Here is a 24458-nt window from a genome sequence, read left to right as displayed (position 1 = left end):
TTCCGTAGGATTCACATGCCGGAGCAGGAACGGTCCGCTGGCAATCTTCTCTGCCTTCGAGCCTACCGTCAGCCCTCGCAGACAGACGATGAGCCACCCCGGCGAACGCCGGATTGCGGCCGGACCCGGGAGCCGTCAGGCGGCGATCTCCCGATAACCGGCGTCGTTTGCGTCCAGGTCGCCTGTAGCGCCGGCACGGAATGCCCGCCCGCCCAGCACCAAGGCATAGACCCAGTATGCCGCGAGAACGAGCGAACCGATCAGGATCTTGGCCCAAACCGGAAGCGGGCTGGGCGTCACAAAGGCCTCGACGAGTCCGGAAACGAACAGGACAAGCACCAGGCCGAGGGCCACCGTGATCAGCGAACGCCCCTCGTCCGCCACTGCCTGCATCCTGCGGCGCGGGCCTGGGGAAACCAGGGCCCAGAAAATGCGGAGACCGCCGGCGGAGGCGATGAAGACGGCCGTCAGCTCCATGAGGCCGTGCGGGAGGATGTAGCTGAAAAACACATCCATCTTGCCGGTGGCGGCAAAGACTCCCGCAGCGACTCCCACGCCCTGTGCATTCGAGAACAGCATGTACGGCACCCAGAAGCCGGTGATGCCCAAGGCCACGGCCTGCGCCCCGATCCAGGCATTGTTGGTCCAGACAGCACCTGCGAAGGACGCAGCAGGGTTCTCGGAGTAGTAGCCGACGAAGTCATGCTCGACGTACTGCTTCACGGCATCGTTGCTTCCCAAGGCCCTCAGGGCGTCCGGGGACGATCCGATCCAGAGCGTATAAGCCGCCGCCACAAGGCAGAAGAAAACCCCGCAGCAGACCGTGAGCCACCGCAAGCGGTAGAACGCGGCCGGCAGGGACACCACAAAAAAGCGGGCGAGGTCTTCCATGAAATTCGACCGTGCCCCGGTGAAGCGGGTACGGGCCTGGGCGAGGGCCGCCGACAACGAGGCGGAGAGTGCGCTCTCCGGGGCCACGGAGCGGATGAGGGACAAGTGTGATGACACCACTTGGTACAAACGCAGAAGCTCGTCGGCTTCGCCGCCGTCAAGGCGTCGTTTGTACGCGAGCTCGTACAAGCGGGACCATTTGGTCCCGTTCACGACAGAGAAGGCATCCATGTCCACGGCTCTACCCTAATCCCAACTCTCCCCAACAGTCCCGACATCCGAGCAACCCCTGCTCCGCATCCGTGGCCGCGGCTAGACTCGATCCAGCGGGAGCCGTCCGGTCCTGCAGACATCGTGGCAATGCTTGGGGGCGGGCTTGAGTTCGATCATTACCGGCGAGGCCGTGGTCCTTGAACTGCGGCCGGCATCGTTCGGGGCGAGGGCCCTTGGGCTCATGCTCGACGTCCTGGTTCAGATTGTTTTGCTGTTGGGTCTGTTGTTCCTGCTCAGTGCGGTGGCTCCGGATGTGGACGCGGCCGCGGGCCGTGCCATGGCCTTGTCCAGCGTGGTGTTGTGCCTCGTGGTGGTCCCCGTGGCGGTGGAGACGCTGAGCCGCGGCCGCTCGCTGGGCAAGCTGGCTACCGGGCTCAGGATCGTGCGCGACGACGGCGGATCCATCCGTTTCCGGCACGCGGTGATCCGCGGGTTGATCGGCTTCCTGGAGATCTACGCGACGTTCGGCGGATTGGCGATCGCCGTGGCGCTGTTCAACGACAAGGCGAAGAGGCTCGGAGACGTCGTGGCCGGAACGTATTCGCTCAGACAGCGGGTTCCTGCTGAACCCAAAATCCTCCCCTTCGCGCCCCCGCATTTGCAGGTGTGGGTGGGGCTCGCGGATATCGGCAGGGTTCCGGACGGCACGGCGCGGCGGGCATCACAGTTCATCCAGCAGGCCTCGCGGATGGCTCCCGACTCGCGCGCCCACTTGGCCGCGGCCCTCGCGACCGAACTGGCGGCTTACGTCGCCCCACCACCGCCGCCGGGAACGACGCCGGAAGGCTACCTGCACGCAGTATTGGGTGAGCGGCGAAACCGGGACCTGGAACGGCTGCGCCGCGCAGAACAACGCAGCGCCGTCGTCGGGGATCGACTCAACAGGCTCCCGTTCACGCGCTAGCCAAGCAGCCGGCACGCGAGGTGCGCGCCGCCGTCGGGCACCACTGCGGCAAGTCCCGGCAGCGCTCAGCGCTTCGCATAGCTGGCCCAGGCAATGTTCCAGTCGCCGAAGCCTTCAAGCGGTTCCACCGCGGGGGCTCCGGTGTTCAGGACCTGGACCACATCCCCCGTCCGCATGTTGTTGAAGAACCAGGCGGCGTCGGCCGGGAGCAAGCCAACGCAGCCGTGCGAGACGTTGTCTACGCCGACGGCCCCGTAGGCAGATGGAAGCGCTTGGTGCACATACACGCCGGAGTTCGTGAGCCGGTTGGCGTGCTCGACGACGAGCGGCGCGTAGTAGCCCTTGTCACCGGGTTTGAGGCCGATGCTGCCGGCGTTGAACTTGGAGTGGCGTTCCTGCTCCATGATCACGGCGTAGCCGGTGGGCGAGAGCCAGTCCAGGCTGCCGAGTGTGACAGGAGCGGTCTTGACGAGTGCGCCGTCGAAATACACGTTCATGGTCTTGGTGGCGTCGTCCACCACCGCAATCCGCCGCGGACCGGTCTTGAACGTGGCCTTGGTGTTGGAGTTGCCGATCATTCCGTTGCCGAAGTCCCTGCCGAACAAGGGCATGTCCACTGTGACGCTCGTGCCGGCGGCCCAGAATGCCTGCGGGCGGATCCGCACTTTCCGGTCCGAGTACCAGCGCCAGGCCACTTCCTGGCCCGAGGAAACACTGATCTTCACCGCCTGTTCCATGGCGGCTTTATCCGCCACAGGCTCGCTGAAGTTGATTTCGATGGGTTGCCCCGAACCCATGATGGAACCGTCGTTGGGGAACACTACGGCATTGGCCTCATTGGGCGTGGACACCGTGGTGAAGGATTGTGTCTTCCGGGTTACCCGGCCCGCGCCGTCAACAACGGAAAACCCGTAACGGTACTCAGTGTTGAAAGCCAAGGGACCCAGCGTGGACCAGGTGCTGCCGTCAGCGCTCATGGTTCCCCTGATGGCCTGGCCGCCCTTGGCCGGGACGAGTTCGACGTCCTTCAGCGTGCCGTGTACGGCTTTCACGGAAGGCCCGACGGCCGGATTCACTTCGCGCGCACCGTCAAGGGGCGTGATTCCCAGTTCCACTGCCTTCACAACCGCGGACGCCAGCCCGGCGTCGGTGCGCTGCGGCGATCGCGATTCGGACTCCACAGCTGTGCCCAGCCAATTCGGGGCGGTTGCAACACCGATTCCTCCGGCCGCAACGCCGGTAAACATCCCCATGATTCCGAGAATCTTCCCGGTCTTGCGTTTCCTTTGCGACGCCATAGTGCAACTCCACATCCCCGCCAGCCCCCAAGACTGACCCGCCAAGTCTACCGGGGTACTGATGCGTCCCGGGCCGTGCGGCTAGGCGCGCCCTATCAGTTGGCGTATTGCGCCCAGGGGATGTTCCAGTCGCCAAAACCGTCGTCGTAGTTGGCGTAGTCACCCTCGGTGTTGACCACTTGGACGACGTCTCCGGTTGTCATGTTGTCGTACACCCATTTCGCCCCGTCCGCTCCCAAACCGATGCAACCATGCGAGAGGTTCGTGACACCGACGTATGGCATAGCCGTGTCCGTGGCCTGGTGGATGAACTCGCCGCTCGGCGTCAGGCGCGTGGCGTAGTTGACATCAAGCTGTCCGTAGTAGGCCGGATCCCCCGGCTTGAGGCCAATGGTGGAGGCATCCATGTGTTCTACCCGGTACTTTTCCATGAGCACCAAGTAGCCGCGCGCGGAAGGGAACCTGGTGTCGCCCATAGTGTCCGGCCACTGGCCCACTTGCTGGTCGTTGACACTGACCGTGAACGTGTGGGCAACCGCGTCGGCCACCGCCACCTTCTTATCGCCGATCTTGAAGGTGTTCGTCTTGTTGAAGTTGCCGATCTGGCCGTTGCCGAAGTCCACCCCGAACAGCTTGAGGTCCACTGTCACAGTGCTGTTCGCTGCCCAGAAGTTTTCCGGACGGTAGCGCACCATTGTGTCGCTGAACCAGTGGAAGGCCCCGGCCTGGCCCGAGGTGGACGTGACCTTGATGGCCTTCTCGACGGCTGCTTTGTTGACCACGGGTTCACTGAACGTGAGCTGGAGGGGCTGCGCCACGCCTACCTTGGACCCGTCCAGGGGGTACATGGCGGCGTCTGCCTCGTTCTGGGTGGAAACCGTCGTGAAGGATCCGGTCTTCGACGTTGCGCGGCCGGCAGCATCCGCGACGGTGTAATTGAAGGTGTAGGAGGAGTTGAATTCGAGGGGCGTGGACGCGGTCCAGCTCAGCCCATCCGGGGTCAACGCACCGTCAACGGTCTTGCCTTGGGAACTCGTCAAGGAGACCCTGTCCAGGGTTCCGTCCTTGACGCTGATGGTGACGGGCGCAGCCGGGTTCACTTGCTTGGCCCCGCTAGCAGGCGATGCAACCACCGTGGCGGGCTTCACGACGGGCAGCACGGCTGCGGCCTCGCTGCGTTCACCTGAGGATCCCTCGGACTCGATGGCCGCACTGGCCGCATGCGGAGCCACTGCGGCGAACGTGCCACTGAGCGCGGCAATGAGGCAGACAACCACGATCCAGGCGACCTTGCGGAACCTGCTTCGCTTCGTCGGCGCACCATCCACATGCTCGAAAGTGTCCGCTTGCTCGCCGTCGGGATTAAGACCCATTCCTGTTTTCTCCAAAACTCACGCCCCCCAAGAAACCCACGCCCCCCAAAAAAACTCATGTCACAGCCGCATCCTAGAGGGTGCGGCTTGATATTGGCTGGGAGCCCGCCTGCAGGCGTGCTCCCAGCCGGTGCTCTCAGTACCGGTAGTGTTCCGGCTTGTATGGACCGGCCACGTCAAGGTCCAGGTATTCCGCCTGTTCCTTGCTGAGCTCGGTCAATTCCACGCCCAAAGCATCCAGGTGCAGCCGGGCGACCTTCTCGTCGAGGATCTTGGGCAGCACGTAAACCTGGTTCGAGTATTCGCGCTCGGCCTCGGGCTGGTCCTTCTTGGTCCACAGCTCGATCTGGGCGATCGTCTGGTTGGCGAAGGAGTTGCTCATGACGAACGAAGGGTGGCCTGTCGCGTTGCCCAGGTTCAGGAGGCGGCCTTCGGAAAGCACGATGATCGATCGCTCTTCGCGGCCGTCGGCTGCGGCGAACACCCACTCGTGCACTTGCGGCTTGATTTCGACCTTCCGAACGCCGGGAATTTTTGCCAGTCCGGCCATGTCGATCTCATTGTCGAAGTGGCCGATATTGCCCACGATCGCTTTGTTCTTCATGCGGAGCATGTCGGAGGCCATGATGACGTCCTTGTTGCCCGTAGTGGTGATGAAGATGTCGCCCTGTTCCAACACCGATTCCAGCTTGGCCACCTGGTAGCCGTCCATGGCTGCCTGGAGTGCGCAGATGGGGTCGATCTCCGTCACGATCACGCGCGAACCCTGGCCGCGGAGCGCCTCGGCGGCGCCCTTGCCGACGTCGCCGTAGCCGCAGACGACCGCAACCTTGCCGCCCATGAGGACATCCGTCGCGCGGTTGATGCCGTCCGGCAGGGAGTGGCGGATGCCGTACTTGTTGTCGAATTTGCTCTTGGTCACCGAGTCGTTGACGTTGATGGCCGGGAAAAGGAGCTTGCCCTGTTCGGCGAGCTGGTAGAGACGGTGCACGCCCGTGGTGGTTTCCTCGCTCACGCCACGGATGCCGGCGGCGATGCGGGTCCACTTCTTCGGATCGGCGGCAAGGCTCTTGCGCAGCACGTCAAGGACGAGTGCATACTCTTCGGGATCGTTTTCCGCGGCGGCCGGCACCGCGCCCGCAGCTTCGAACTCGACGCCCTTGTGGACCAGCAGCGTGGCGTCGCCGCCGTCGTCGAGGATCATGTTGGGACCCAACTCCGGGTTGGCGTCAGCGCCCGGCCAGCTGAGGATCTGCTCGGCAGTCCACCAGTATTCGTCGAGGGTCTCGCCCTTCCAAGCGAACACCGGAACGCCTTGGGGATCCTCGACAGTACCCTTGCCGACCACGACGGCGGCAGCGGCCTCGTCCTGCGTGGAGAAGATGTTGCACGAGGCCCAGCGCACCTCGGCGCCGAGGGCTGTCAGCGTCTCGATGAGCACCGCGGTCTGTACGGTCATGTGCAGGGATCCCGCAATGCGCGCGCCCTTGAGCGGCTGGCTCGGACCGAACTCGGCGCGCAACGACATGAGTCCCGGCATTTCGTGCTCGGCCAGGCGAATCTGGTGGCGGCCGGCTTCAGCCAGGGAGATGTCTGCAACCTTGTAGTCGAAAGTCATGGAAGTCCTTTGGAAGTACCGAATGGTCAAGTCAGGTGGGGCTCAGGCGTGGAGGGGGCCGTCGTGCTGGGCTCCGTCATGTTGGTCTGGGGCAGCGGCGTTGGCGGCGGCCAGCAGCTCCGGGGGCAGGAGCAAGGGGATTCCGTCCTGGATGGCATAGCGGAGCTTTTCGCCCGAGGCAGCCGCGGCCGTCGAGACAAGTTCCTCGCCGTCCTGCTCCAGCGGGGACCCGGTGACGGGGCACCGCAGGATGGACAACAATTCAGGACTGACCTTTGGCATGGTTGAAGCTCCCTGGATGGCATCTCGCGGACGCCGCTTTGGACAGATATGGCAGCTTCCAGAGTACAACCCGGCGGCGCAGGGAACGGTGTCACACAGCTTGTCACACAGGGAGCGTCGACACACGGCGTCAGACGACGCGGTTCCCGTTGCCCCGGGAGTCAGGAGGGATCGCGCAGGATGCGCAGGTGGCGCCTGGTTCCTTCTACGGGGGCCGGTCCGTCAAAGGGTGCGCGGACAGTGCGCTGTTCCGGTGCGGCCGGGGCGGACGCGGCTTCGCGCACGGCGTTGGCCAGGGCAAGGAGATCGTCCGGTCCGGGCTGTGGGGGCGAGGACGGCATGGCGAGCCGCATGACTTCCCAGCCCCGCGGGACGGTGAGCGACTCGGCATGCTGGGCGCACAGATCGTAGGAATGCGGCTCGGCGTACGTAGCCAACGGACCAAGCACCGCCGTGGATTCGGCGTAGACGTACGTCAAAGTAGCTACCGCGGATTGGCGGCAGGCTGATCTGGAACACTGACGAATGGCACCCACAACATCCCAGATTAGCCGCACTTGGCCGCGACGCGGTGCATTGCCTCTTTACGGGCATTATGTCGCGTTGGCGGAATCACGGGTCTAGAGTCGATATATGCAGTCACAGCACCACGTTCCGGGCTTCACAGTCCATTTGTCCGACACCGGGGACAGCCCGGAAACGACGACGGCGGGCACGTCCGCACGCGGCTTCAGGGAGCGCCGCAGGAACCGCCACGGGCGGGGCTTGCGCGGTGAAATCATCCTTCCCAACCTTCCCGGCTACCGGACGCGCGCCGAAAGGTTCGACGACCTCGTGCTCGATTCCGCGGAACGGCTGCAGGATATGTGGGGCAAACGGCTCGACGGCGTAGCGTTCGCCGTCGACGAGATCCCGCCGAACCTTGAGCAACTGGTGGCTGAGGGAACCGCGGCCCCGCTGGGCTCATACACTCCGGCGGCCCGCGGCGCAGGACCCGTCATCACCATCTATCGGCGCGTCGTCGAGCACACCACCGGCGGACGCGAGGACCTCCAGGACCTGGTGCACGACGTCGTCGTCGAGTACACCGCCGAAATGCTTGGAGTGCCTCCGGAGACCCTGGACCCCGTTTACCGCCGTCGTTATCAGTAACCCAGCGTGACCTGTACTTTTTCATGCCCCGCTGCGCCATCCTGGATGGTCAGGACCGAAACCCCGGGCTGATCGGCCTCGCCAAGCACGAGCGCGCCGTAGGCCGCGTCCCCTGCCGCCGACACGATGTAGCCGGAGACTGTGGCGCCGTCGGACTTATCCGGCACGCCGATGACCGAGGTGGTCCCCCCGGCGATGTCGACGGTTTCCGTCTTGTGGACCTTGCCGTCCGAAGTGACCGGCGTGTAACTGACCGTGGCCCGGCCCGTCGGCACGCCGAAGCTCAGGAAACGGGTGCCGCCTTGGGGCACCGCCATCACATGCTGGCTGCCCAAACGGACCGCGGCCGGAGACCAGGCGAAATCAACAGGATCCCCGGCTTTGAGCCCACGCGTTACGCGGGAGGACGCGGCGAAGGAAACATCCGAAGTAGCACTGACGGTATACATGCCGGCCGGGATGCCGGTGAGCGGCACTTCGGTAACCGAACCCGCTTTGGCAGTCACCGCTCCCCCACCGGGCAAGGCGCGCTGGCCGTTCGGCCCGTACAAGCGCACATCCACCACGGCGTCCACAGGACCGGGGACGGTAATCTGCAAGGCCGGAACGACGTCGGCAAACCCGGGCTTGTCCGCGAGTGACTTCACGGCGGCCGGATCCTGGACGTCCACCCCGGTCATGACCTGGGAATCAGCGGCGCCGGCACCGGGAGTAATGAGCTCGACGCCACCTGCGGTGAGGCCCCGGAGAACGCTCTGCTGGATGGTTGCCGCGACCGGGCCGCCGCTGCTGCGCAGATGCACCGAGAGCTGGCCCTCGTTCGGGGCCAGTCCGGCCAAGTTGATGGACCGCGTCGCTCCCGGCGAAACGAGCAAGCCACGGCTGTCCGGGGCTTGGATCTGTCCACGGGCACCGAACAGCTCAAGGTTGACGGTGGCCGGCGTGCCTGAGGCGTTGCTGATGTTCAAAACCGCTGTCCGCCCCAGTGCGGTGTTCGCTCCCAGGAGCCATGCATCGTTGACCGGCTGCTGGCAGGGTGCCGCCGCCAGTCCGCGGAGATCGCCGTCGCTGGCGGTGTAGCTCATCAAGCCCGCTACCGCCGCCTTCTGGCCGCTGATGGGATCGGCGCCCACGACGGTGACCTCGCCCGCGGGCCTCTGGGCCACGACGCCGGCGTTAAGCACCGGCGGCCCGGACGCAGGGGCTTGGGTGGTCGCGGGAGGCTTGGCAATGTCTGCGATAGCGGAGCCACCGAGCGAGGCCAGGTTGCTCCCCGGAACGGATCCGCTAGCGTCGCTGAGCACCACGGCATCCAGGAAGCTCTTTGCCGAACGTGAAACCGGGTTGAACTGGGTGTCGGTGCCCGCGGCGATTCCTTCGGGGAGGCGGGGAGGAGCCGGACACACCGCGGTTGTCCTGCCTGCGGGGACATCCGCAAGGGACATGTCCACCGTTTTGCTTCCCGACGGGGACGGCACGATCGATGCTGCCGACACCATCCCGGCCCCGGCAGCAAGGAGCAACGTTGCGGAAAGTGCTCCCAACACGACGGCCTTGTTCTTGTTTCCGGCTTTGCGCTGGCTGCGCTTCCTTGACCCCGCGCTGACCTTGGGTGCCGGGTCTTGGTTGTCAGACACTGCTGTACTCCTTACGGAGAGAGTTTTGTTCCTTCAGGAGGCCGGCCTTCGGCCTGCGGGCGGGCATGGGGATGGCCAGCACCGCGGTCAATCCGATGACGACGGCCTGCAGGATGCTGAGCCAAGGCTCCCAGACGGTGGTGTAGCGGATCTCGATCTGGCCGCCTGCGGAAGGCAACGTGAATGCCTGGGCCCATCCGGACGTCGTCGGGCTCAGTGGGCGGCCATCCAACCAAGCGCTCCAGCCGGCGTCTGCCCGCTCGGCGAGCACTACAAGGCGTCCGTCCCCGCCTGCCGGAATGTTGCCGGCGGCAGTGGTTCCAAGGGAGGGCAAGAGGGCAACAACGGCACCCTTGGCATCCACCACCCTGACACGGTGCGCCGTCTCGGCGTCGGCTGCGGCGGCCTGGTTGAGCGGAGTGACCCGCCACAGCCACCCGGAATCGGTCTTGCCCACTGCCACCAGGCCGGGAACGGAATCGATCCGGTTGGCCGTCAACTGGGCAGCGGTGTCGGCCGACTTCAGAACCACGAATCCGGCGCCGAGCTGCTCAAGGCCGGGCCGGGGGTCTACGCCTGATCCCGCGACAATCGTGGCCACGGCGTTCCGGATGGAGGCGGTGGCGTCGTCGTCGGCCACAAGGCGTTCCTGTCCGGGTGATCCCACGATGGAACGTCCCGCAGCGACAGTGGAGAGCGAGTCCAATGTAGTTCCGGCTCCGCGCATGAGGGATGACGTGTAGCCACCGTTCTCACCGGCGGTGATGACCAGCGTACGGGTCTGTTCCGGCCCCTGGCCGTGGTCGACGGCGGTGGCCGGCAATGTGCCCGGCCCTGAGGGCTGGACCAGGCGCGGCGTGCCAAGCGCGCCGCTGCTCGAAGTCGAGGTGTCTGCGCTGGCCAGGACATTCTGGGTTGCCCAGAGGCCCATGCTTGCAAGGGGTCCGGCAATGAGGAGAAGCGTCGCTACTGCGGAGACGATCCGCACTGCCGCGCGCTGGACCGGGCGGCCGTCTTCTGCCTTGGCCTTCAGCTGGAGGAGGTTGTCGGCGCCGATCAACGCCGCTCCCAGGAAGGCGAACCCGGCGGCGGAAACAGCCGGCCCGGTGAAGGGTGCGACTAGCACGTTGCCGTCGACGCCGGTTGCCACGTGTCCGGCAAGCCATGCCCATGCGAGGAACAAGAGGGCCCCGGCCCAGAGGAAACGCGTGACGCGGGACCGCCGTCCGGGCACAAAGAGTGCGGCAATGGACAGGAGCAGGACCGGCGCGCCGAGCAGCAGGGCAAGCGCCAGCGCCCACGGAATACCCGACGGGCCGAATAGCGCCAAGCCGGCCAAACCGCCGTTGGCATCGAATTTCAAGGGTTGGCCAAGCAGTTGCTGCCACAACGGTGCGGCTTCGAAACCCAGCGGCAGGCCCGGATCGGCCAGCATGGCGCGGGGCCGTTCCAGGACGGAGAGGACATATGGCGCAAAGAGCGCAGCGCTCGGAAGCAGCGACCACCAAATGGTCCGCCCCCGCCGCCCCAAGGCGATGCCGCAAAAAACAATGAGGACGGCAAAGGGAGGAAGCAGGGATGGCGCAGAGGCCGCTACGACTGCCAGCGCCAGGCCCGCCGCGGCAGCAGCCGTCCACGACGGAGTGCCGTTGACGCCCGGCTTGCCCGGCAACGGCTTGGCTGCGGCGTGGCCGGACGGCTGGATCTGGTCCAAGGTAGTGCCCCGCCCCAGCGCCGATCCCGTGGCTCGAAAGAGGGCCAGCACCAGCAAGGGCATCGCGACGTGGGCGAGAAGGGCGCCGGCCCTTCCTTGGTTCAAGGCGACTTGGAGGGCTGGTGCTCCGGCCCAGACCAAGGCCGCAATAAAACGGTAACGGCGCAGCGTGGTCATCGCGCCAGCGGCGAACCAGGCGCCCAGGCCAGACAGTGGCATGGCCAGCAACAACAGCCAAACGACGGCTGTGCTGGAGTCGCCTCCCCCGAGCAATGACACAAGCCACAGGAGGTAGGCGAATGGATCCCCGTGTCCGGGCAAGCCAGCGCCTAAGCTGATCCACCAACTGGACGCGGACCGCCAAATGTCTCCGGCGGCGGACAACGGCAACAGGCCTCCGCCCGTCACCCCGCTTGCCCCCAGGAGCCCCAGCAACCCGACGATGGAAGCGGCCAGCGCAACAAATCCGGCGGCGACTGCGCCCGTCCCTATCCAGCCTCGTTCATTCGTTTCGAGGGCCACGAAATCGTCACCGGCGTCACCGCTCGGTTCCGGAGCCAGGGAATCGGTCTCCTGGAATTCGTCCGCGCCAATCGCCTCGACGAGGGAGCGGCGGTGGGCCCAGACCTCGCGCCGCGGAGTCTGCAGGCCCTTGACCATCGAACGTCGCACGCGCCGCGTCCGGGCGGCGTTCTGCCTGGAACGCCAGATCGCGCGGGGACGGCCAATCGCCGCAAGGGTGGCGCCAAGTTGGGAGATCCCGTAACCCGGCTCCTTAACGAGGATGCTCAAGACGAGCCTGACCGTGCTCCCGAGCAACGCGCCGAGCGCGTGCAGCGGAACCTTCCACGGCGAAGCGTGTGTGAGCCTCAAGTGGATTTGGCTCTTGCGTGCGGCGGCGGGTGTCGCCAAGCCGTTGGGACGGTGCTCTACGTGGAACATGCGCGCCGCCGGAACCACCACAACCCGGTTGCCCGCGAGCCAGTTGCGCCAGCAGAAATCGACGTCGTCTCCCACGCCGGGAAGCGCCGGATCGAAACCGCCCAGCTGCTCCCAGGCGTCGCGGCGGATGAGCATGCCCGCGGAATTCACCGCGAAAGTGTCTGTGCGCCCGTCGTACTGGCCCTGGTCCAGTTCGTCGGCTTCAATGAGGGTCAGCCGTTCGGCCCAGCGGCTCGTGGACAGGCCGGCGTCGATGAGCCTGCGTTCCGCATCCCAGGCCAGCTGCTTGCAACCGGCCACAGTGACCGAAGGAGCGCGCTCGACTGCCAGAAGCAACTCGGCGAGGGCATCCGGGGCGGGAGCGGCGTCGTCGTGCAACAACCAGATCCATTCGACCGTGCCCGGCTCCTGCGAGGGGGTCGAACGGGCCAGGCCAGCCATCACGGCCGCGCCGAAACCCACTTTGTGTTCGCCTGTGCTGGTGACATTGGCCTTACTAAGAGCCCGCTGCAGCAACGCCGCTGACTTGTCGCGGGAGCCCGTATCAATGCCAATGGCGGCATCTGCCGGACGCGTCTGGTCCAGCAGAGCCGCCAGGGTTCTGGGGAGATAGCTACCGCCGTCGTGCGAGACGACGACGGCGGTAACGTGTACTGCCTTGAGAATCAGACCGCTCGCTTCCTCAGCCTGCGGCGTTCACGCTCGGAGAGCCCGCCCCAGATACCAAAACGTTCATCGTTGGCGAGTGCGTATTCAAGGCACTGCGAACGGACATTGCACGCACCGCAAACCTTCTTGGCATCCCGCGTGGAGCCGCCCTTCTCGGGGAAGAACGCCTCCGGGTCCGTCTGGGCGCACAAGGCGTCCGTCTGCCAACCAAGTTCGCCTTCGTCATCGAAGTCGCTTTGGCCCGGAAGCCCGATCCACACCGGCTGGGCCGGGTTGTCGAGCGGACGGCGCAGCTCCATGGGAGGATCGTCGAGATCGTCCTCCGGATCTGCCGGCGTGTCCCCCGCAAGAGCCTCGTGTGCAGCAAGAAAGGCTGTTGCCTGATCTTCCAGCGACTCCCGAGTGGTCTCGATATAGCGGTCCGCCGCCTGCGGATCTGCCGGGTCCACATACCAATCCCCCGGAACTTCGCGCGAGCGGTACTTCACCGACGCATATTCCGCGACGACTGCATCTTCCTGGATACGCAACGCTTGCCCCATGGCGTCCCTCCTGATGTTTGCAGCTGCTGCCGTGCTCATTCGGTACTCGGTTATGTACCCGATACTCCCGCAGCGGCGTTCGATATCTAATTACACGTGTGTAACTACCAAGCCGTCAAGCCGCGCCGGGATAATAATCAACTTTCCGCACTAACTCCCGCCGCGCCACGCCCGGGATTTTTTCGCCCCGCCCGCGCGACACCGCGAAAAACGGAAGCCTGACATCACTTAAGATGCATTTTCATTGAATTTCAGGGAAATCGCCCAGCCCTTCAAGAACCGCGGTAGTGCCGCCCCACAGCCCAATGTGGTGCAATTCACACGTTTTATACGGACCAATGCCGGCCGGGGCGCCCCGTGGCAAGATGTAGCCATGAACACCCCAGCGATGAACCTGATGGCAGCCCTGCGTTCCGGACACGCCACGTCCCCCCGGCTGACCTGGTACGGGCCGGACGCCGAACGGGTGGAGCTCTCGGGCCGGGTCCTGGACAATTGGGTGGCCAAGACCAGCAACCTGCTTCAGGACGAGTTCGACGCTGAACCAGGCATGAGCCTTCGCCTGGACCTGCCGGCCCATTGGAAGTCCCTCGTGTGGGCGCTGGCGGGATGGCAACTGGGCATGGAGTTGGTGCTCGACGGTGGAAGCGCCGACCTGCTTGTCACAGACACCCCCGACGTCGGTGCGGGAGCCGGCTTTGACGCCGTCGTCGCCGTGCCGCTCGCGGCACTCGCGATGCGCTGGCCGGGAGAACTGCCGGTCGGCGTCGTGGACTACGCGGCTGAGGTCCGCTCCCACGGCGACGTGTTCATGGCGCACGCCGAACCGGACGCCGCACTGCCGGCCCTGCGCCGCCCTGAAGCCGGACACTCGCACGGCGAACTGCTGGACGGCTTCGCCAAGGAACATGATGCCGGCGTACGCCTTCTGGTCCGCGCGGCCGACGGTTTGGAGTCGGCCCTCGCGGACGCATTGGGCGCGTGGAACAAAGACGGTTCAGTAGTCCTGGTGCACCCGGACGTTGACGTCACCCGGCACCTGCTGGACAACGAGCGCGTCAGCGGCGCTTGACCGCGTCTTCGCCTTGATCGGAGTCAGTCTCAACGCTGGCTGCATGCATGGCTTTGGCCTTGGCCCTGTGGTGGGCTTCGATGATCTCGTGGTCATGCGAGAAGGCCGGCTCTTCGTCGAGCTCCTTGTTGAACACCAGGAAGCGGTAGGCGAAGAAGCGCACCACGGTGGCCACGAGGATGCCGACGACTCCGGCAGCGAAGAGGACGTTCTTGTCCTGGATGTTCATGCCGTATTTTGCGATGGCAGTCAGACCCGTGGAGATTCCGATACCAATGCCGTTGATGATGATGAACATCACGAACTCGCGCACCACGTTCGCCTGGCGGCGGTGGCGGAAGGTCCAGAAGCGGTTGGCGATCCAAGAGAACACGGTGGCTACGGTGGCGCCGACGAAACGGGCCTTGGCCTCACTGTCCGACATCGGGCCGTGCATGAGGTAGTAGGTCAAGCCGTTATCTATGACGAACGCAACACCGCCTACAGCGCCGAACTTCGCTACTTCGCGCCAAAAGAGCGAGGCGAGCCCGCGCATGCGATCTGCAAGTGTGTTGATCATGACCCTCCATGGCCGTTGTTCTAGGGGGCCGATGGGCCGAAGGTTCCATTTTAGCTCCGATTCCTAGGAGCTTGCCGAATCATTCCGCGCTGACAGCCTCCCACCGACGCTGTACGGGACCGGGCAGGGAGCAGAATCTAAGAACCAGCTGCTGGTTCGGTAGGCTGATCCTTGTGACTTTTCCTGTAATTGGCGTGGTGGGCGGCGGCCAGCTCGCACGAATGATGGCCCCGGCCGCAACCGCCCTTGGCTTTGAACTCCGCGTCCTTGCCGAAGGTGAGGACGTTTCCGCGGTCCAGGCCGTGGCAACAGCCCCCGTTGGCGACTACAAGGACCTCGCTGCCCTCCTTGAGTTCTCGGAAGGCTTGGACGTCATGACGTTCGACCACGAGCACGTCCCCACCGAGCACCTGAGGGCACTGATCGAGGCCGGAGTCAACGTCCAGCCTGGCCCTGATGCCTTGGTGCACGCGCAGGACAAACTCGTGATGCGCGCCGCGATCGACCGCCTGGGACTCCCCAATCCAGCGTGGGCTGCAGTCCACGGCGTCGAAGACCTGGTCGCTTTCGGCGAGCAGACCGGCTGGCCGGTCGTCTTGAAGACCCCCCGTGGGGGCTACGACGGCAAGGGTGTGCGCATCATTCACTCCGCCGACGAAGCCCGTACCACCTCGGATTGGTTCGAAGCCATGAGCCCGCTATTGGCCGAAGAGAAGGTTGAGTTCAGCCGCGAGCTTTCCGCGCTCGTTGCAAGGACCCCCGACGGCGAATCCCGCGCCTGGCCGGTCGTCCACACCGTCCAGGTGGACGGTGTCTGCGACGAAGTGATTGCGCCGGCCCAAGACATTCCCGTGGAGGTCGCTGCGGCGGCCGAAGAGGCTGCGCTGCGGATCGCCAATGAACTCGGAGTCACGGGCGTCATGGCGGCCGAACTCTTCGAAACTCCCGGCGTCGGAGTCGGGTTCCTGGTCAACGAGCTCGCCATGCGGCCGCACAACACCGGTCACTGGACGCAAGACGGCTCGGTCACGAGCCAGTTTGAACAGCACCTGCGCGCAGTCCTCAACCTCCCGCTCGGTGCCACCGACGCCCTCGGCGCGGTGGTTGTCATGAAGAACTTCCTGGGCGGCGACAACGAGGATCTCTTCAGCGCCTACCCGAAGGCCCTCGCCTACGAACCGGCCGCAAAGGTCCACTGCTACGGCAAGTCCGTGCGGGCCGGCCGCAAGATCGGGCACGTCAACCTCGTCGGCAACTCGACAGCGGACGTCGATTCCATCCGACACCGTGCCACCGTAGTGGCCGACATCATCCGTGACGGCCGCATGCCGGCCGAGACCACCTCCGAGGAGACCGCATGAGCACAGAAACGATGGATGCCGACAACGCGGGCGCGGCTGTCGCAGCCCCGATCGTGGGCCTCGTCATGGGCTCCGACTCCGACTGGCCCGTCATGGAAGCCGCAGCGGACGCCCTGGCCGAATTCGGCATCCCCTTCGAAGCCGACGTCGTCTCCGCGCACCGCATGCCCACGGAAATGATCCGCTACGGCCAGACTGCCCACGAGCGCGGCCTCCGCGTCATCATCGCCGGAGCAGGCGGCGCAGCCCACTTGCCGGGCATGCTCGCCTCCGTCACCCCGCTGCCCGTCATCGGCGTCCCGGTCCCGTTGAAGACCCTGGACGGCATGGATTCCCTCTTGTCCATCGTGCAGATGCCCGCCGGCGTTCCCGTAGCCACGGTTTCCATCGGCGGCGCCCGCAACGCAGGCCTCCTGGCGGTGCGCATGCTGGCGTCCGGAACCGATGAGCTGGCCGTCCGGCTTCGCGGCGAGCTGCTCGAATTCGCCCAGGAGCTCAACAACACCGCCACCGAAAAAGGCGCCAGGCTCCGCGACAAGGTCGCCGAAGTCTTCTCCACGGCGAACGTCTCCGCCCGGAGCAGCCGCTAGGAGCCCGGGCAGCCGCTAAGAGGTCATCCCCGGCATTTTCGAATGAACCGTCCCGCAATGACAAGGATCCCCTGCCGTGTACCAGCTTGAGAATGTTCTCCGCCCCTATGCATGGGGATCGACGACGGCGATCGCCGCTCTGCTGGGAAGGCCCGCCTCGGGTGGTCCGGAGGCGGAGTTGTGGATCGGAGCGCATCCGGACTCGCCGTCCGTAGCCACCCGTCCGGATGGGTCTTCCGTCGCCCTGGACGCCCTGATCAGCGTGGATCCGGTGCACTTCCTTGGTGAAACGAGCGTGGCCGAATTCGGTCCCCGCTTGCCGTTCCTCACCAAGCTCCTTGCAGCGGACAAGCCCCTGTCCTTGCAGGTCCACCCTCGCCTGCAGCAAGCCAGGGACGGTTTCGCGAAGGAAAATGCCGCAGGCATGGCGGCGGACGCACCCGAGCGCAACTATCGCGACGACAACCACAAGCCGGAGATGATCTTCGCGCTGACCCCGTTTCACGCCCTTTGCGGTTTCCGTCCGGCCGCCGATTCGCAGCGTGTCTTCGAGCACCTCGCGAGCCTCCTGGACCTTGCCGCCGTCGACGTTCCGGACGTCATTACCGGCGTCATCGCGGACCTCTCCGGGTCCGATGAGCCGACAGCACTCAAAACTGCGTTCACCCGCCTGATTACCGGCGGGGATGCCGTCTCAGCTGCCACCGATCAGGTGGTTTCCATCCTGAGATCAGGCGCGCCGATGGGTCAGCACGCCGCGGAACTGTCCACCTTGGTGGACATCAACAGTGAGTTCCCGGGAGATCCCGGTGTCCTGATTTCCCTGCTCTTGAATCTTGTCTTCCTGTCCCCGGGCGAATCGGTGTACCTGCCGGGTGGAAACGTCCACGCCTACCTGAAAGGCCTCGGTGTTGAGGTGATGGCGGCTTCGGACAATGTGCTCCGTGGCGGCCTCACACCCAAGCACGTCGATGTCCCCGAACTCCTGAAGACCATCGAATTCGCTTCCCTCGGCGTACCGCGCATCGAGCCGAGGACCTCCGGATTCGGCCAGGATCTGTATGTGCCGCCGTTCAAGGAATTCCAGCTCCAGCGCATCGAGTTGGCTCCCGGAGCCGAACCGGTGCCGATGGCGCAAGCCGGCCCCGCCGTCGTCGTCGTGGTTTCGGGTTCCGTCGTGCTCGACTCCCCCAAGAGCGAGCTCGCCGTGGAGCGCGGCGGGAGTGCGTTCATCCCGGCATCCGAAGAACCCGTCATGGTGCACCCGGTCGCCGGTGCAAGCGGAACGAGCGTTGCCTTCGCCGTCACAACGGGCCTGGGGAACTAGAGGGTGGAGTACTTCCTGCAGACGCCCGCCTGGGCGGCCTTCCAGCGATCCCTCGGCCGTACCGTGCACGAGGAGTCCGGTCAGGGTTGGCGTTTCCTCGCCGTCGAGGAAAAGAACCCTGCGGGCAAGGTCATCTACACGCCTTACGGACCCGTGGCCGATTCGCTGGAGGCCTTCGACGATGCCGTAGCCGCACTTGTGGCGATCGCGCGCCGCAGCCGCGCGGTGTTTGTCCGGATGGAACCCGTCACCGCCGGGTTCGAAGCCGCCGACGCCGGTGCGGTGCTGAGGGAACGCGGACTGCAGCCGGCGCCGTCCAACCAGCAGCCGGAGTTGAGCTGGATTGTGGATCTGGACGGCGACTTCAAGGACGTCCTTGCGGGCATGAAACCCACCAATCGGAACCTGTACCGCAACATCCACAAGAAGGGTGTCACCTTCCGGTCCTCGCAGGATCCTGAAGAGATCTCGGTGCTTCTCGACTTCCTGCACATGACCGCCGCGCGCAACGGTTTCAAGCCCCAGAGCGATGACTACTTGAGCTCGGTGGCCCGCTCCCTCATGCCGGCCGGTGCCGGCACCCTGTTCATCGCCGAACTCGAGGGCGAGCCCATAGCGGCCGCCCTGGCGTACGACTCCGCCGACACACGCACCTACGCCCACGCAGCTCTCGATGACACGCACCGCAAGCTCAGCGCGGGCATTCCGTTGCTCGTGACGCTCATGGCGGATGCCAAGGACAAGGGACTCAAGCACGTCGACCTGTGGGGCGTGGCTCCGGAAGACGAGCCTGACCACAAGTGGGCCGGATTCACCGCCTTCAAGAAGTCCTTCGGGGGCCGCGAAATCGCCTACCCCGGCACATGGGACCTTCCCGTCAACAAGTTCCGGTACGGTGCCTACCAAGTGGCCCGGAAGCTGCGCGAAAAGCTCCGCTGAGTTTCCTCGGCGCGAACTGGCAGCAGATACCCTCAAATTCCGATTCTGCGGGCATTTGCTGCCAACTCGCGGCCTGTCCAGAGCGCCCGGCGAACCTTATCCACCACTTCCGGCCGGGGCCCGAGCAAATCGTCATGGTGGACCCGGACTTCGCGCCAACCCAGCCGTTCTGTCAGCGCCTGTCGTCTGATGTCTCTCTTGTATTGCTCAGCCTCCCCGTGATGGCCGCCTTCGTATTGGAGCGAGATCCGCTCCTTCACGTAAGCGGCATCGGGCCAAAGGGCAGGGGCACCCCACTCATTGAAGATGACGTGGTTTAGCGTGGGTTCGGGCAGCCCTGCATGCAGCACTATGAGGCGCATCTGCGTTTCCCGCGGCGAATCCGCTCCGACTCGAACCAGGTCCAGGGCCAGCCGGGCCTTGCGGACCCCTCGCATACCGGGGTGGGCTGCGACCATTGCCTTCAATTCGTCAACGGTCGCCAACGCCTGACGCGGCCTGGGATGGTTTTCGTCGTGCTCGACGACGATCGAGTCGCCCGCCGAGATAATGTCGTCGATACTCATCACATGGGCCAAGTCCAGCCACGTACGCGCAGGCGAGGTAAGCCGGACGCCGTCGAGCTCTATCACTTCACCCGGTTTGAACGTCAGTTGGTGTCCAACAACGTTGCGTCTCCGCGGTTTCCATTTCTCGCCAGGGCGGGCAAGGTGAATCCGCCAGTCCCCTTCAAGTGCTTTGGACAAACTGATGCCATGGACCCGCGCCGCGGATCCATGGCTAAGGCAGCACTCTGGATCGAGCTCGGTGTAACCCCGTAAATGCTCCGCCACCGTCCCTGTGCTGTGCAGCGGCAGGCGCAGTCCCCTCGACAACGTGACAATGCCGTCGCGGCGCAGTTGCTTCTGGCTCAGTCCGAGGCTCTCAGCGGCCGACGCCGGAAAGGAACCGTTTGGAAGCTGAGGGGGCATCGGAGTCCGGGACATGCTCAATTCTTGCCCGGCTTCGAGCCCTAAATTGAGTTATCCACAGGACGGATTCCGCTGCTTAACGCGAACTGGCAGCAAATGCCTCCAAATCTCGATTCAGAGGGCATTTGCTGCCAGTTCGCGCGGGAGCCTGGTCCTACTTGCGGGCGTAGCCCTCCCACTTGCTGGCCTGGTGCTCGCCTTCGACGAAGCGGATGGTGCCGGACTTGGAGCGCATCACGATGGACTGGGTCAGGACCTTGTCCTTGGAGTAGCGCACGCCCTTGAGGAGGTCGCCGTCGGTGATGCCGGTAGCTGCGAAGTAGCAGTTGTCGCTCGTGACGAGGTCGTTCGTGGAGAGGACGCGCTCGAGGTCGTGTCCGGCGTCGATGGCCTTCTGCTTCTCATCGTCGCTCGTGGGCCACAGGCGGCCCTGGATGACACCGCCGAGGGACTTGATGGCACAAGCGGCCACGATGCCTTCCGGGGTACCGCCGATGCCCATCAGGGCGTCGACGCCGGTGCCCGAACGTGCGGCGGCAATGGCGCCTGCAACGTCGCCGTCCATGATGAACTTGGTGCGCGCACCGGCTTCGCGGATTTCCTCCACCAGCGGGCGGTGGCGGTCGCGGTCCAGGATCATGACGTTGAGCTGGTTGACCTTGACGCCCTTGGCCTTGGCGATCAGGTGCAGGTTCTGCTTCACCGGCAGGCGCAGGTCCACCATGTCGGCGGCTTCGGGACCCGTGACGAGCTTCTCCATGTAGAACACGGCTGAGGGATCGAACATGGTGCCGCGTTCGGCCACTGCCAGCACGGCGAGGGCGTTGTTGATGCCCAGCGCGGTCAGGCGGGTTCCGTCGATGGGGTCGACGGCGACGTCGCACTCGGGTCCGGTGCCGTCACCGACGTGCTCGCCGTTGAAGAGCATGGGGGCTTCGTCCTTTTCACCCTCGCCAATGACAACGACGCCGTTGAAATGGACGGTGTGGAGGAAGGAGCGCATGGCGTCAACGGCGGCGCCGTCTGCCTTGTTCTTGTCGCCGAAACCAACCCAGTGGCCGCCGGCAATGGCGGCGGCTTCTGTAACGCGGACTAGTTCGAGGGCCAGGTTGCGGTCCGGCTCATCGGTCCCGACGGCGAGCGCCGGCGAAATCGTGGAATACTTCTGGGACATTGGCGCTGGAGACACGTGAACCTCTTCTTCGATGACGCGATTCGTGGGACCAGGAATGGCTGGGCTTGGCGGCCTGAATGATTCCTCTAGAACAGATCATAGTCGGGGCGGGGCGGCGCGGTCATGGGATGACCAACTCCCGGGACGCCCCTTGCGCGGACCGGCCGATGTGTATTAGCCGCTTGGATAGGAGACTATTGAAGCGTGAGTGAAACGCAAGACAAAGCAATTGCCGCCGCCCCCTCCGCCAGCGGAGGCACGGGCGCAGCTGGCGCCGACGACGCCGGTCAGCCTGCGGTGAAGCCCGTTATCGCGGCGAAAGCAGCCAAAAGGGCGAATGCGTCGGTGATCGGCATGCTCATCGCGTTGCTCCTCTGCGTGCTCGCGTTCCTGCCGATTGTCCTCATGAATCCTGCTCCAAAGAGCAACGGTTACAAGCCCAACGTCGATGTGGCGGCAACCGCAGCCAACGCGAAAGATGTGGCGGGTTTCACACCAGTGGCGCCGGATACCGGCGACACATTCAGTCCGAACTACGCTCGCTGGTCATCCGGAACCGGCGATGGCGTACCCACGTGGGAGGTCGGATACGTCACTCCCAAGCAGGCGTTCATCGGAATTGTCCAGACCCGCAAGGCCAATCCGACCTGGATTTTCCAGCAGACCGGCAGCGCTCCGGTGACCGGAACGCGCAGCGCCGGCGGCCACGACTGGGAGCTCCATGACACGGCAAAGGGCAACCGCAGCATGGTCCTCAGCTACCGCGGCACCACGATCATCCTGAGCGGCAGCGCAGGACTGGACGAGTTCTCCACCTTGGCCGCAGCCGTCGTGAAGGCAGCGGACGCAGCTCCGGTCGCTTCCGCGGACCCGAGCACGAAGCCGGGCGACACAGTTTCGCAGCCTGCAACCTCAAAGCCGTAAAGTAGCGCCGTGGCTACCTATCTGACTCCTGCACTTGCCTGGCGCCGCTTGCGCGAAGGAAACGAACGCTTCGTCGCCGGGGAATCCTTGCACCCCAACCAGGACGCATCCCGGCGGCATTCCTTGGTCGAGGACCAGCACCCCTTTGCCGTGATCTTCGGATGCTCGGATTCCCGCCTGGCCGCGGAAATCATCTTCGACCTCGGCCTGGGCGATGCCTTCGTGGTCCGCACCGCCGGTCAGGTGATCGACGACGCGGTCCTCGGTTCGCTGGAATACAGCATCTCCCAACTGCATGTCCCCCTCATCGTGATCCTGGGCCACGACAGCTGCGGCGCAGTGACCGCGACCAAGAGTGCCGTGGAGACCGGTGAAATGCCTGCAGGTTTCATCCGTTCACTCGTGGAGCGCATCACGCCTTCCGTGCTCACCGCGATGCGCAACGAGCAGACGGACGTCAACGAGATGGTCGTGGAGCACGTCAAGCAGACGGCCCGCCGCCTGGCCGACAGTTCCCGTGTGATTTCCGACGCGATCGACGACGGCCGGGCCGCCGTCGTCGGGCTTTCCTACAAACTGGACGAAGGCCGCGCGGCGCTGGTTTCCGGGATCGGCAAGCTCTAGGCCGGATGCCGGGCCGCCCCCAAAGGGCGGCAACCAGCGGCCGTAGCTTTGCTCCACCGGTTTTCGGTCAAGCGGCTGCTCGCCATAAGCTAGCCCCATGACTTCCACTCAAGAATCCAACACGGCCGAGTTCCGTATTGAACATGACACGATGGGCGAAGTTCGCGTTCCTGTGAACGCCCTGTACCGCGCCCAGACGCAGCGCGCCGTGGAGAACTTCCCGATCTCCGGCAAGACGCTTGAGCGCGCGCACATCGCGGCCTTGGCCCGCGTCAAGAAGGCTGCGGCCTTGGCAAACGCTGAACTTGGGGTGCTCGACGGCGAGCTCGCCGCGGCTATTGCCAACGCTGCCGATGAGGTTGCCACCGGGAAGTACGACGGCGACTTCCCCATCGACGTCTTCCAGACCGGTTCGGGTACGTCCTCCAACATGAACACCAACGAGGTCATCGCTGAACTGGCGACGCGTGCCCTCGCGGCGGCCGGGAGCGACAAAGTTGTCCACCCGAACGACCACGTCAACGCTTCCCAGTCCTCGAACGACGTCTTCCCGACGTCCGTCCACGTCGCCGCGACGTCGGCCCTGATCAACGACCTGATCCCGGCCCTTGAGTACCTGGCTGCTTCCCTGGACCGCAAGGCCGCGGAGTTCAAGGACGTCGTCAAGTCCGGCCGCACCCACCTCATGGACGCCACTCCGGTGACTTTGGGCCAGGAGTTCGGCGGCTACGCCGCGCAGGTCCGCTACGGCATCGAGCGCATCAACGCCGCCCTCCCCCGCGTCGCCGAAGTTCCCCTGGGCGGCACCGCGGTCGGCACCGGCATCAACACCCCGGAAGGCTTCCCGGAGCGCGTTATCGAACTCCTCGCGGCCGACACCGGCCTGCCCCTGACCGAGGCACGCGACCACTTCGAAGCGCAGGCCAACCGCGACGGGCTCATCGAGGGCTCCAGCCAGCTGCGCAACATCGCCATCTCCTTCATGAAGATCAACAACGACCTCCGCTGGATGGGCTCCGGCCCCAACACGGGACTTGGCGAGATCTCCATCCCGGACCTCCAGCCCGGCTCGTCGATCATGCCGGGCAAGGTCAACCCGGTCATCTGCGAAGCCTCGATCATGGTCTGCGCCCAGGTCATCGGCAACGACACCGCCATTGCCTGGTCCGGTACCAACGGCGCCTTCGAGCTCAACGTCGGCATCCCCGTGATGGCTGCCAACCTGCTCGAATCCATCCGCCTCCTGGCCAACACCAGCCGCGTCATGGCCGACAAGATGATCGACGGCATCACGGCCAACGTGGAGCGCGCCCGCTTCCTTGCCGAGGCTTCCCCGTCCATCGTGACCCCTCTGAACAAGTTCATCGGCTACGAAGCGGCGGCAAAGATCGCCAAGAAGGCTGTTGCCGAGGGTTTGACCATCCGCGAAGCCGTGATCTCACTTGGTTACCTTGAGCGCGGCGAACTGAGCGAAGAGCAGCTCGACAAGGCTCTCGACGTCACCACCATGACCCGCCCGGCCCACAAGGCCTAGTTTCCCGCCAGCCCGACTGGCCAGCCCGACGGCGGCCGGCACCTTCCCCACGGAAGGTGCCGGCCGCCGTCGTCGTTCCTGGCCGTGG

The 24458-nt window shown here is 65.0% G+C and carries 22 protein-coding genes; 10 read left to right on the top strand and 12 right to left on the bottom strand.

What is annotated here, in order from left to right:
* Positions 1 to 135: 135 nt before the first annotated feature.
* The gene (locus tag AC1DJW_RS04395; protein WP_390279639.1) at positions 136 to 1128 is read right to left on the bottom strand and encodes a stage II sporulation protein M; all 993 of its coding nucleotides are present in this window, start codon (positions 1126 to 1128) and stop codon (positions 136 to 138) included.
* 139 nt (positions 1129 to 1267) lie between these two features.
* Between AC1DJW_RS04395 and AC1DJW_RS04390 the strand changes: the two genes are divergently transcribed.
* The gene (locus tag AC1DJW_RS04390) at positions 1268 to 2068 is read left to right on the top strand and encodes an RDD family protein (protein WP_459340615.1); all 801 of its coding nucleotides are present in this window, start codon (positions 1268 to 1270) and stop codon (positions 2066 to 2068) included.
* A 65-nt stretch (positions 2069 to 2133) separates the two neighbouring features.
* Here the strand turns inward: AC1DJW_RS04390 and AC1DJW_RS04385 are convergent, their stop codons facing one another.
* The 5 genes from AC1DJW_RS04385 to AC1DJW_RS04365 form a co-directional block, all read right to left on the bottom strand.
* Positions 2134 to 3366, bottom strand: a complete 1233-nt coding sequence (locus AC1DJW_RS04385) for a L,D-transpeptidase (RefSeq protein ID WP_284752503.1) — start codon at positions 3364 to 3366, stop codon at positions 2134 to 2136.
* A gap of 95 nt (positions 3367 to 3461) precedes the next feature.
* Positions 3462 to 4739 carry a L,D-transpeptidase gene (locus AC1DJW_RS04380; RefSeq protein ID WP_284752502.1) on the bottom strand — a complete coding sequence of 426 codons (1278 nt, stop codon included), beginning with the start codon at positions 4737 to 4739 and terminating at the stop codon, positions 3462 to 3464.
* Positions 4740 to 4875: 136 nt separating this feature from the next.
* Positions 4876 to 6357: an adenosylhomocysteinase gene (ahcY, locus tag AC1DJW_RS04375; protein ID WP_284752501.1), complete on the bottom strand. Its 1482-nt coding sequence runs from the start codon at positions 6355 to 6357 to the stop codon at positions 4876 to 4878.
* Positions 6358 to 6399: 42 nt separating this feature from the next.
* A complete protein-coding gene (locus AC1DJW_RS04370; RefSeq protein ID WP_284752500.1) occupies positions 6400 to 6639 on the bottom strand; it encodes a Trm112 family protein in 240 nt (79 codons plus the stop codon).
* A gap of 161 nt (positions 6640 to 6800) precedes the next feature.
* On the bottom strand, positions 6801 to 7175 hold the full coding sequence (locus AC1DJW_RS04365; protein ID WP_284752499.1) for a DUF3499 domain-containing protein: 375 nt from the start codon (positions 7173 to 7175) through the stop codon (positions 6801 to 6803).
* A 97-nt stretch (positions 7176 to 7272) separates the two neighbouring features.
* Between AC1DJW_RS04365 and AC1DJW_RS04360 the strand changes: the two genes are divergently transcribed.
* Positions 7273 to 7791, top strand: a complete 519-nt coding sequence (locus AC1DJW_RS04360; protein ID WP_284752498.1) for a metallopeptidase family protein — start codon at positions 7273 to 7275, stop codon at positions 7789 to 7791.
* Here AC1DJW_RS04360 and AC1DJW_RS04355 read toward each other — a convergent pair.
* Genes AC1DJW_RS04355 through AC1DJW_RS04345 form a run of 3 tightly spaced genes read right to left on the bottom strand, consistent with a single transcriptional unit; the run spans position 7785 to position 13295 of the window.
* Entirely contained in the window at positions 7785 to 9428 is a 1644-nt protein-coding gene (locus AC1DJW_RS04355) for a DUF5719 family protein (RefSeq protein ID WP_284752497.1), read from the bottom strand. The two genes, AC1DJW_RS04360 and AC1DJW_RS04355, sit on opposite strands and share 7 nt — an antisense overlap.
* A complete protein-coding gene (locus AC1DJW_RS04350; protein WP_476900861.1) occupies positions 9421 to 12750 on the bottom strand; it encodes a glycosyltransferase in 3330 nt (1109 codons plus the stop codon). Before AC1DJW_RS04350 ends, AC1DJW_RS04355 begins: the two co-directional genes overlap by 8 nt.
* Complete coding sequence (locus AC1DJW_RS04345) at positions 12750 to 13295, bottom strand: WhiB family transcriptional regulator (protein WP_284752571.1); 546 nt, start codon at positions 13293 to 13295, stop codon at positions 12750 to 12752. The genes AC1DJW_RS04350 and AC1DJW_RS04345 overlap by 1 nt, the downstream gene beginning before the upstream one ends.
* A gap of 373 nt (positions 13296 to 13668) precedes the next feature.
* Here AC1DJW_RS04345 and AC1DJW_RS04340 point away from each other — a divergent pair, with 373 nt between their 5' ends.
* Entirely contained in the window at positions 13669 to 14367 is a 699-nt protein-coding gene (locus AC1DJW_RS04340) for a TIGR03089 family protein (RefSeq protein WP_390279631.1), read from the top strand.
* On the opposite strand, the gene AC1DJW_RS04335 is transcribed toward AC1DJW_RS04340, so the two are convergent.
* Positions 14354 to 14926 (bottom strand): GtrA family protein, encoded by a 573-nt coding sequence (locus tag AC1DJW_RS04335; protein WP_284752495.1) that lies wholly within the window; start codon positions 14924 to 14926, stop codon positions 14354 to 14356. The two genes, AC1DJW_RS04340 and AC1DJW_RS04335, sit on opposite strands and share 14 nt — an antisense overlap.
* Before the next feature lie 173 nt (positions 14927 to 15099).
* Here AC1DJW_RS04335 and AC1DJW_RS04330 point away from each other — a divergent pair, with 173 nt between their 5' ends.
* The 4 genes from AC1DJW_RS04330 (at position 15100) to AC1DJW_RS04315 (ending at position 19143) form a co-directional block, all read left to right on the top strand.
* Positions 15100 to 16287 (top strand): 5-(carboxyamino)imidazole ribonucleotide synthase, encoded by a 1188-nt coding sequence (locus AC1DJW_RS04330; RefSeq protein ID WP_459340618.1) that lies wholly within the window; start codon positions 15100 to 15102, stop codon positions 16285 to 16287.
* Entirely contained in the window at positions 16284 to 16877 is a 594-nt protein-coding gene (gene purE, locus AC1DJW_RS04325; RefSeq protein WP_476900811.1) for a 5-(carboxyamino)imidazole ribonucleotide mutase, read from the top strand. The genes AC1DJW_RS04330 and purE overlap by 4 nt, the downstream gene beginning before the upstream one ends.
* A 76-nt stretch (positions 16878 to 16953) precedes the next feature.
* Positions 16954 to 18204, top strand: coding sequence for a mannose-6-phosphate isomerase, class I (manA, locus tag AC1DJW_RS04320; protein ID WP_476900810.1), 1251 nt, complete (start codon positions 16954 to 16956; stop codon positions 18202 to 18204).
* 3 nt (positions 18205 to 18207) lie between these two features.
* Positions 18208 to 19143: a lipid II:glycine glycyltransferase FemX gene (locus tag AC1DJW_RS04315; protein WP_284752491.1), complete on the top strand. Its 936-nt coding sequence runs from the start codon at positions 18208 to 18210 to the stop codon at positions 19141 to 19143.
* Positions 19144 to 19175: 32 nt separating this feature from the next.
* Here AC1DJW_RS04315 and AC1DJW_RS04310 read toward each other — a convergent pair whose 3' ends face one another.
* Both AC1DJW_RS04310 and glpX read right to left on the bottom strand, forming a co-directional pair.
* Positions 19176 to 20129 (bottom strand): hypothetical protein, encoded by a 954-nt coding sequence (locus tag AC1DJW_RS04310; RefSeq protein WP_476900809.1) that lies wholly within the window; start codon positions 20127 to 20129, stop codon positions 19176 to 19178.
* 139 nt (positions 20130 to 20268) lie between these two features.
* On the bottom strand, positions 20269 to 21288 hold the full coding sequence (glpX, locus tag AC1DJW_RS04305) for a class II fructose-bisphosphatase (protein WP_184736742.1): 1020 nt from the start codon (positions 21286 to 21288) through the stop codon (positions 20269 to 20271).
* 204 nt (positions 21289 to 21492) lie between these two features.
* Between glpX and AC1DJW_RS04300 the strand changes: the two genes are divergently transcribed.
* From AC1DJW_RS04300 to AC1DJW_RS04290, 3 genes are all read left to right on the top strand, one after another.
* Positions 21493 to 22212 carry a DUF4245 domain-containing protein gene (locus AC1DJW_RS04300; protein ID WP_476900808.1) on the top strand — a complete coding sequence of 240 codons (720 nt, stop codon included), beginning with the start codon at positions 21493 to 21495 and terminating at the stop codon, positions 22210 to 22212.
* Positions 22213 to 22221: 9 nt separating this feature from the next.
* Positions 22222 to 22836: a carbonic anhydrase gene (locus AC1DJW_RS04295; RefSeq protein ID WP_078105935.1), complete on the top strand. Its 615-nt coding sequence runs from the start codon at positions 22222 to 22224 to the stop codon at positions 22834 to 22836.
* Positions 22837 to 22933: 97 nt separating this feature from the next.
* A complete protein-coding gene (locus AC1DJW_RS04290) occupies positions 22934 to 24370 on the top strand; it encodes a class II fumarate hydratase (RefSeq protein ID WP_284752488.1) in 1437 nt (478 codons plus the stop codon).
* Positions 24371 to 24458: the final 88 nt, after the last annotated feature.

The sequence above is a fragment of the Arthrobacter sp. 05L417 genome (assembly GCF_056397865.1).
This window is presented reverse-complemented; position numbering and strand designations above follow the sequence as displayed.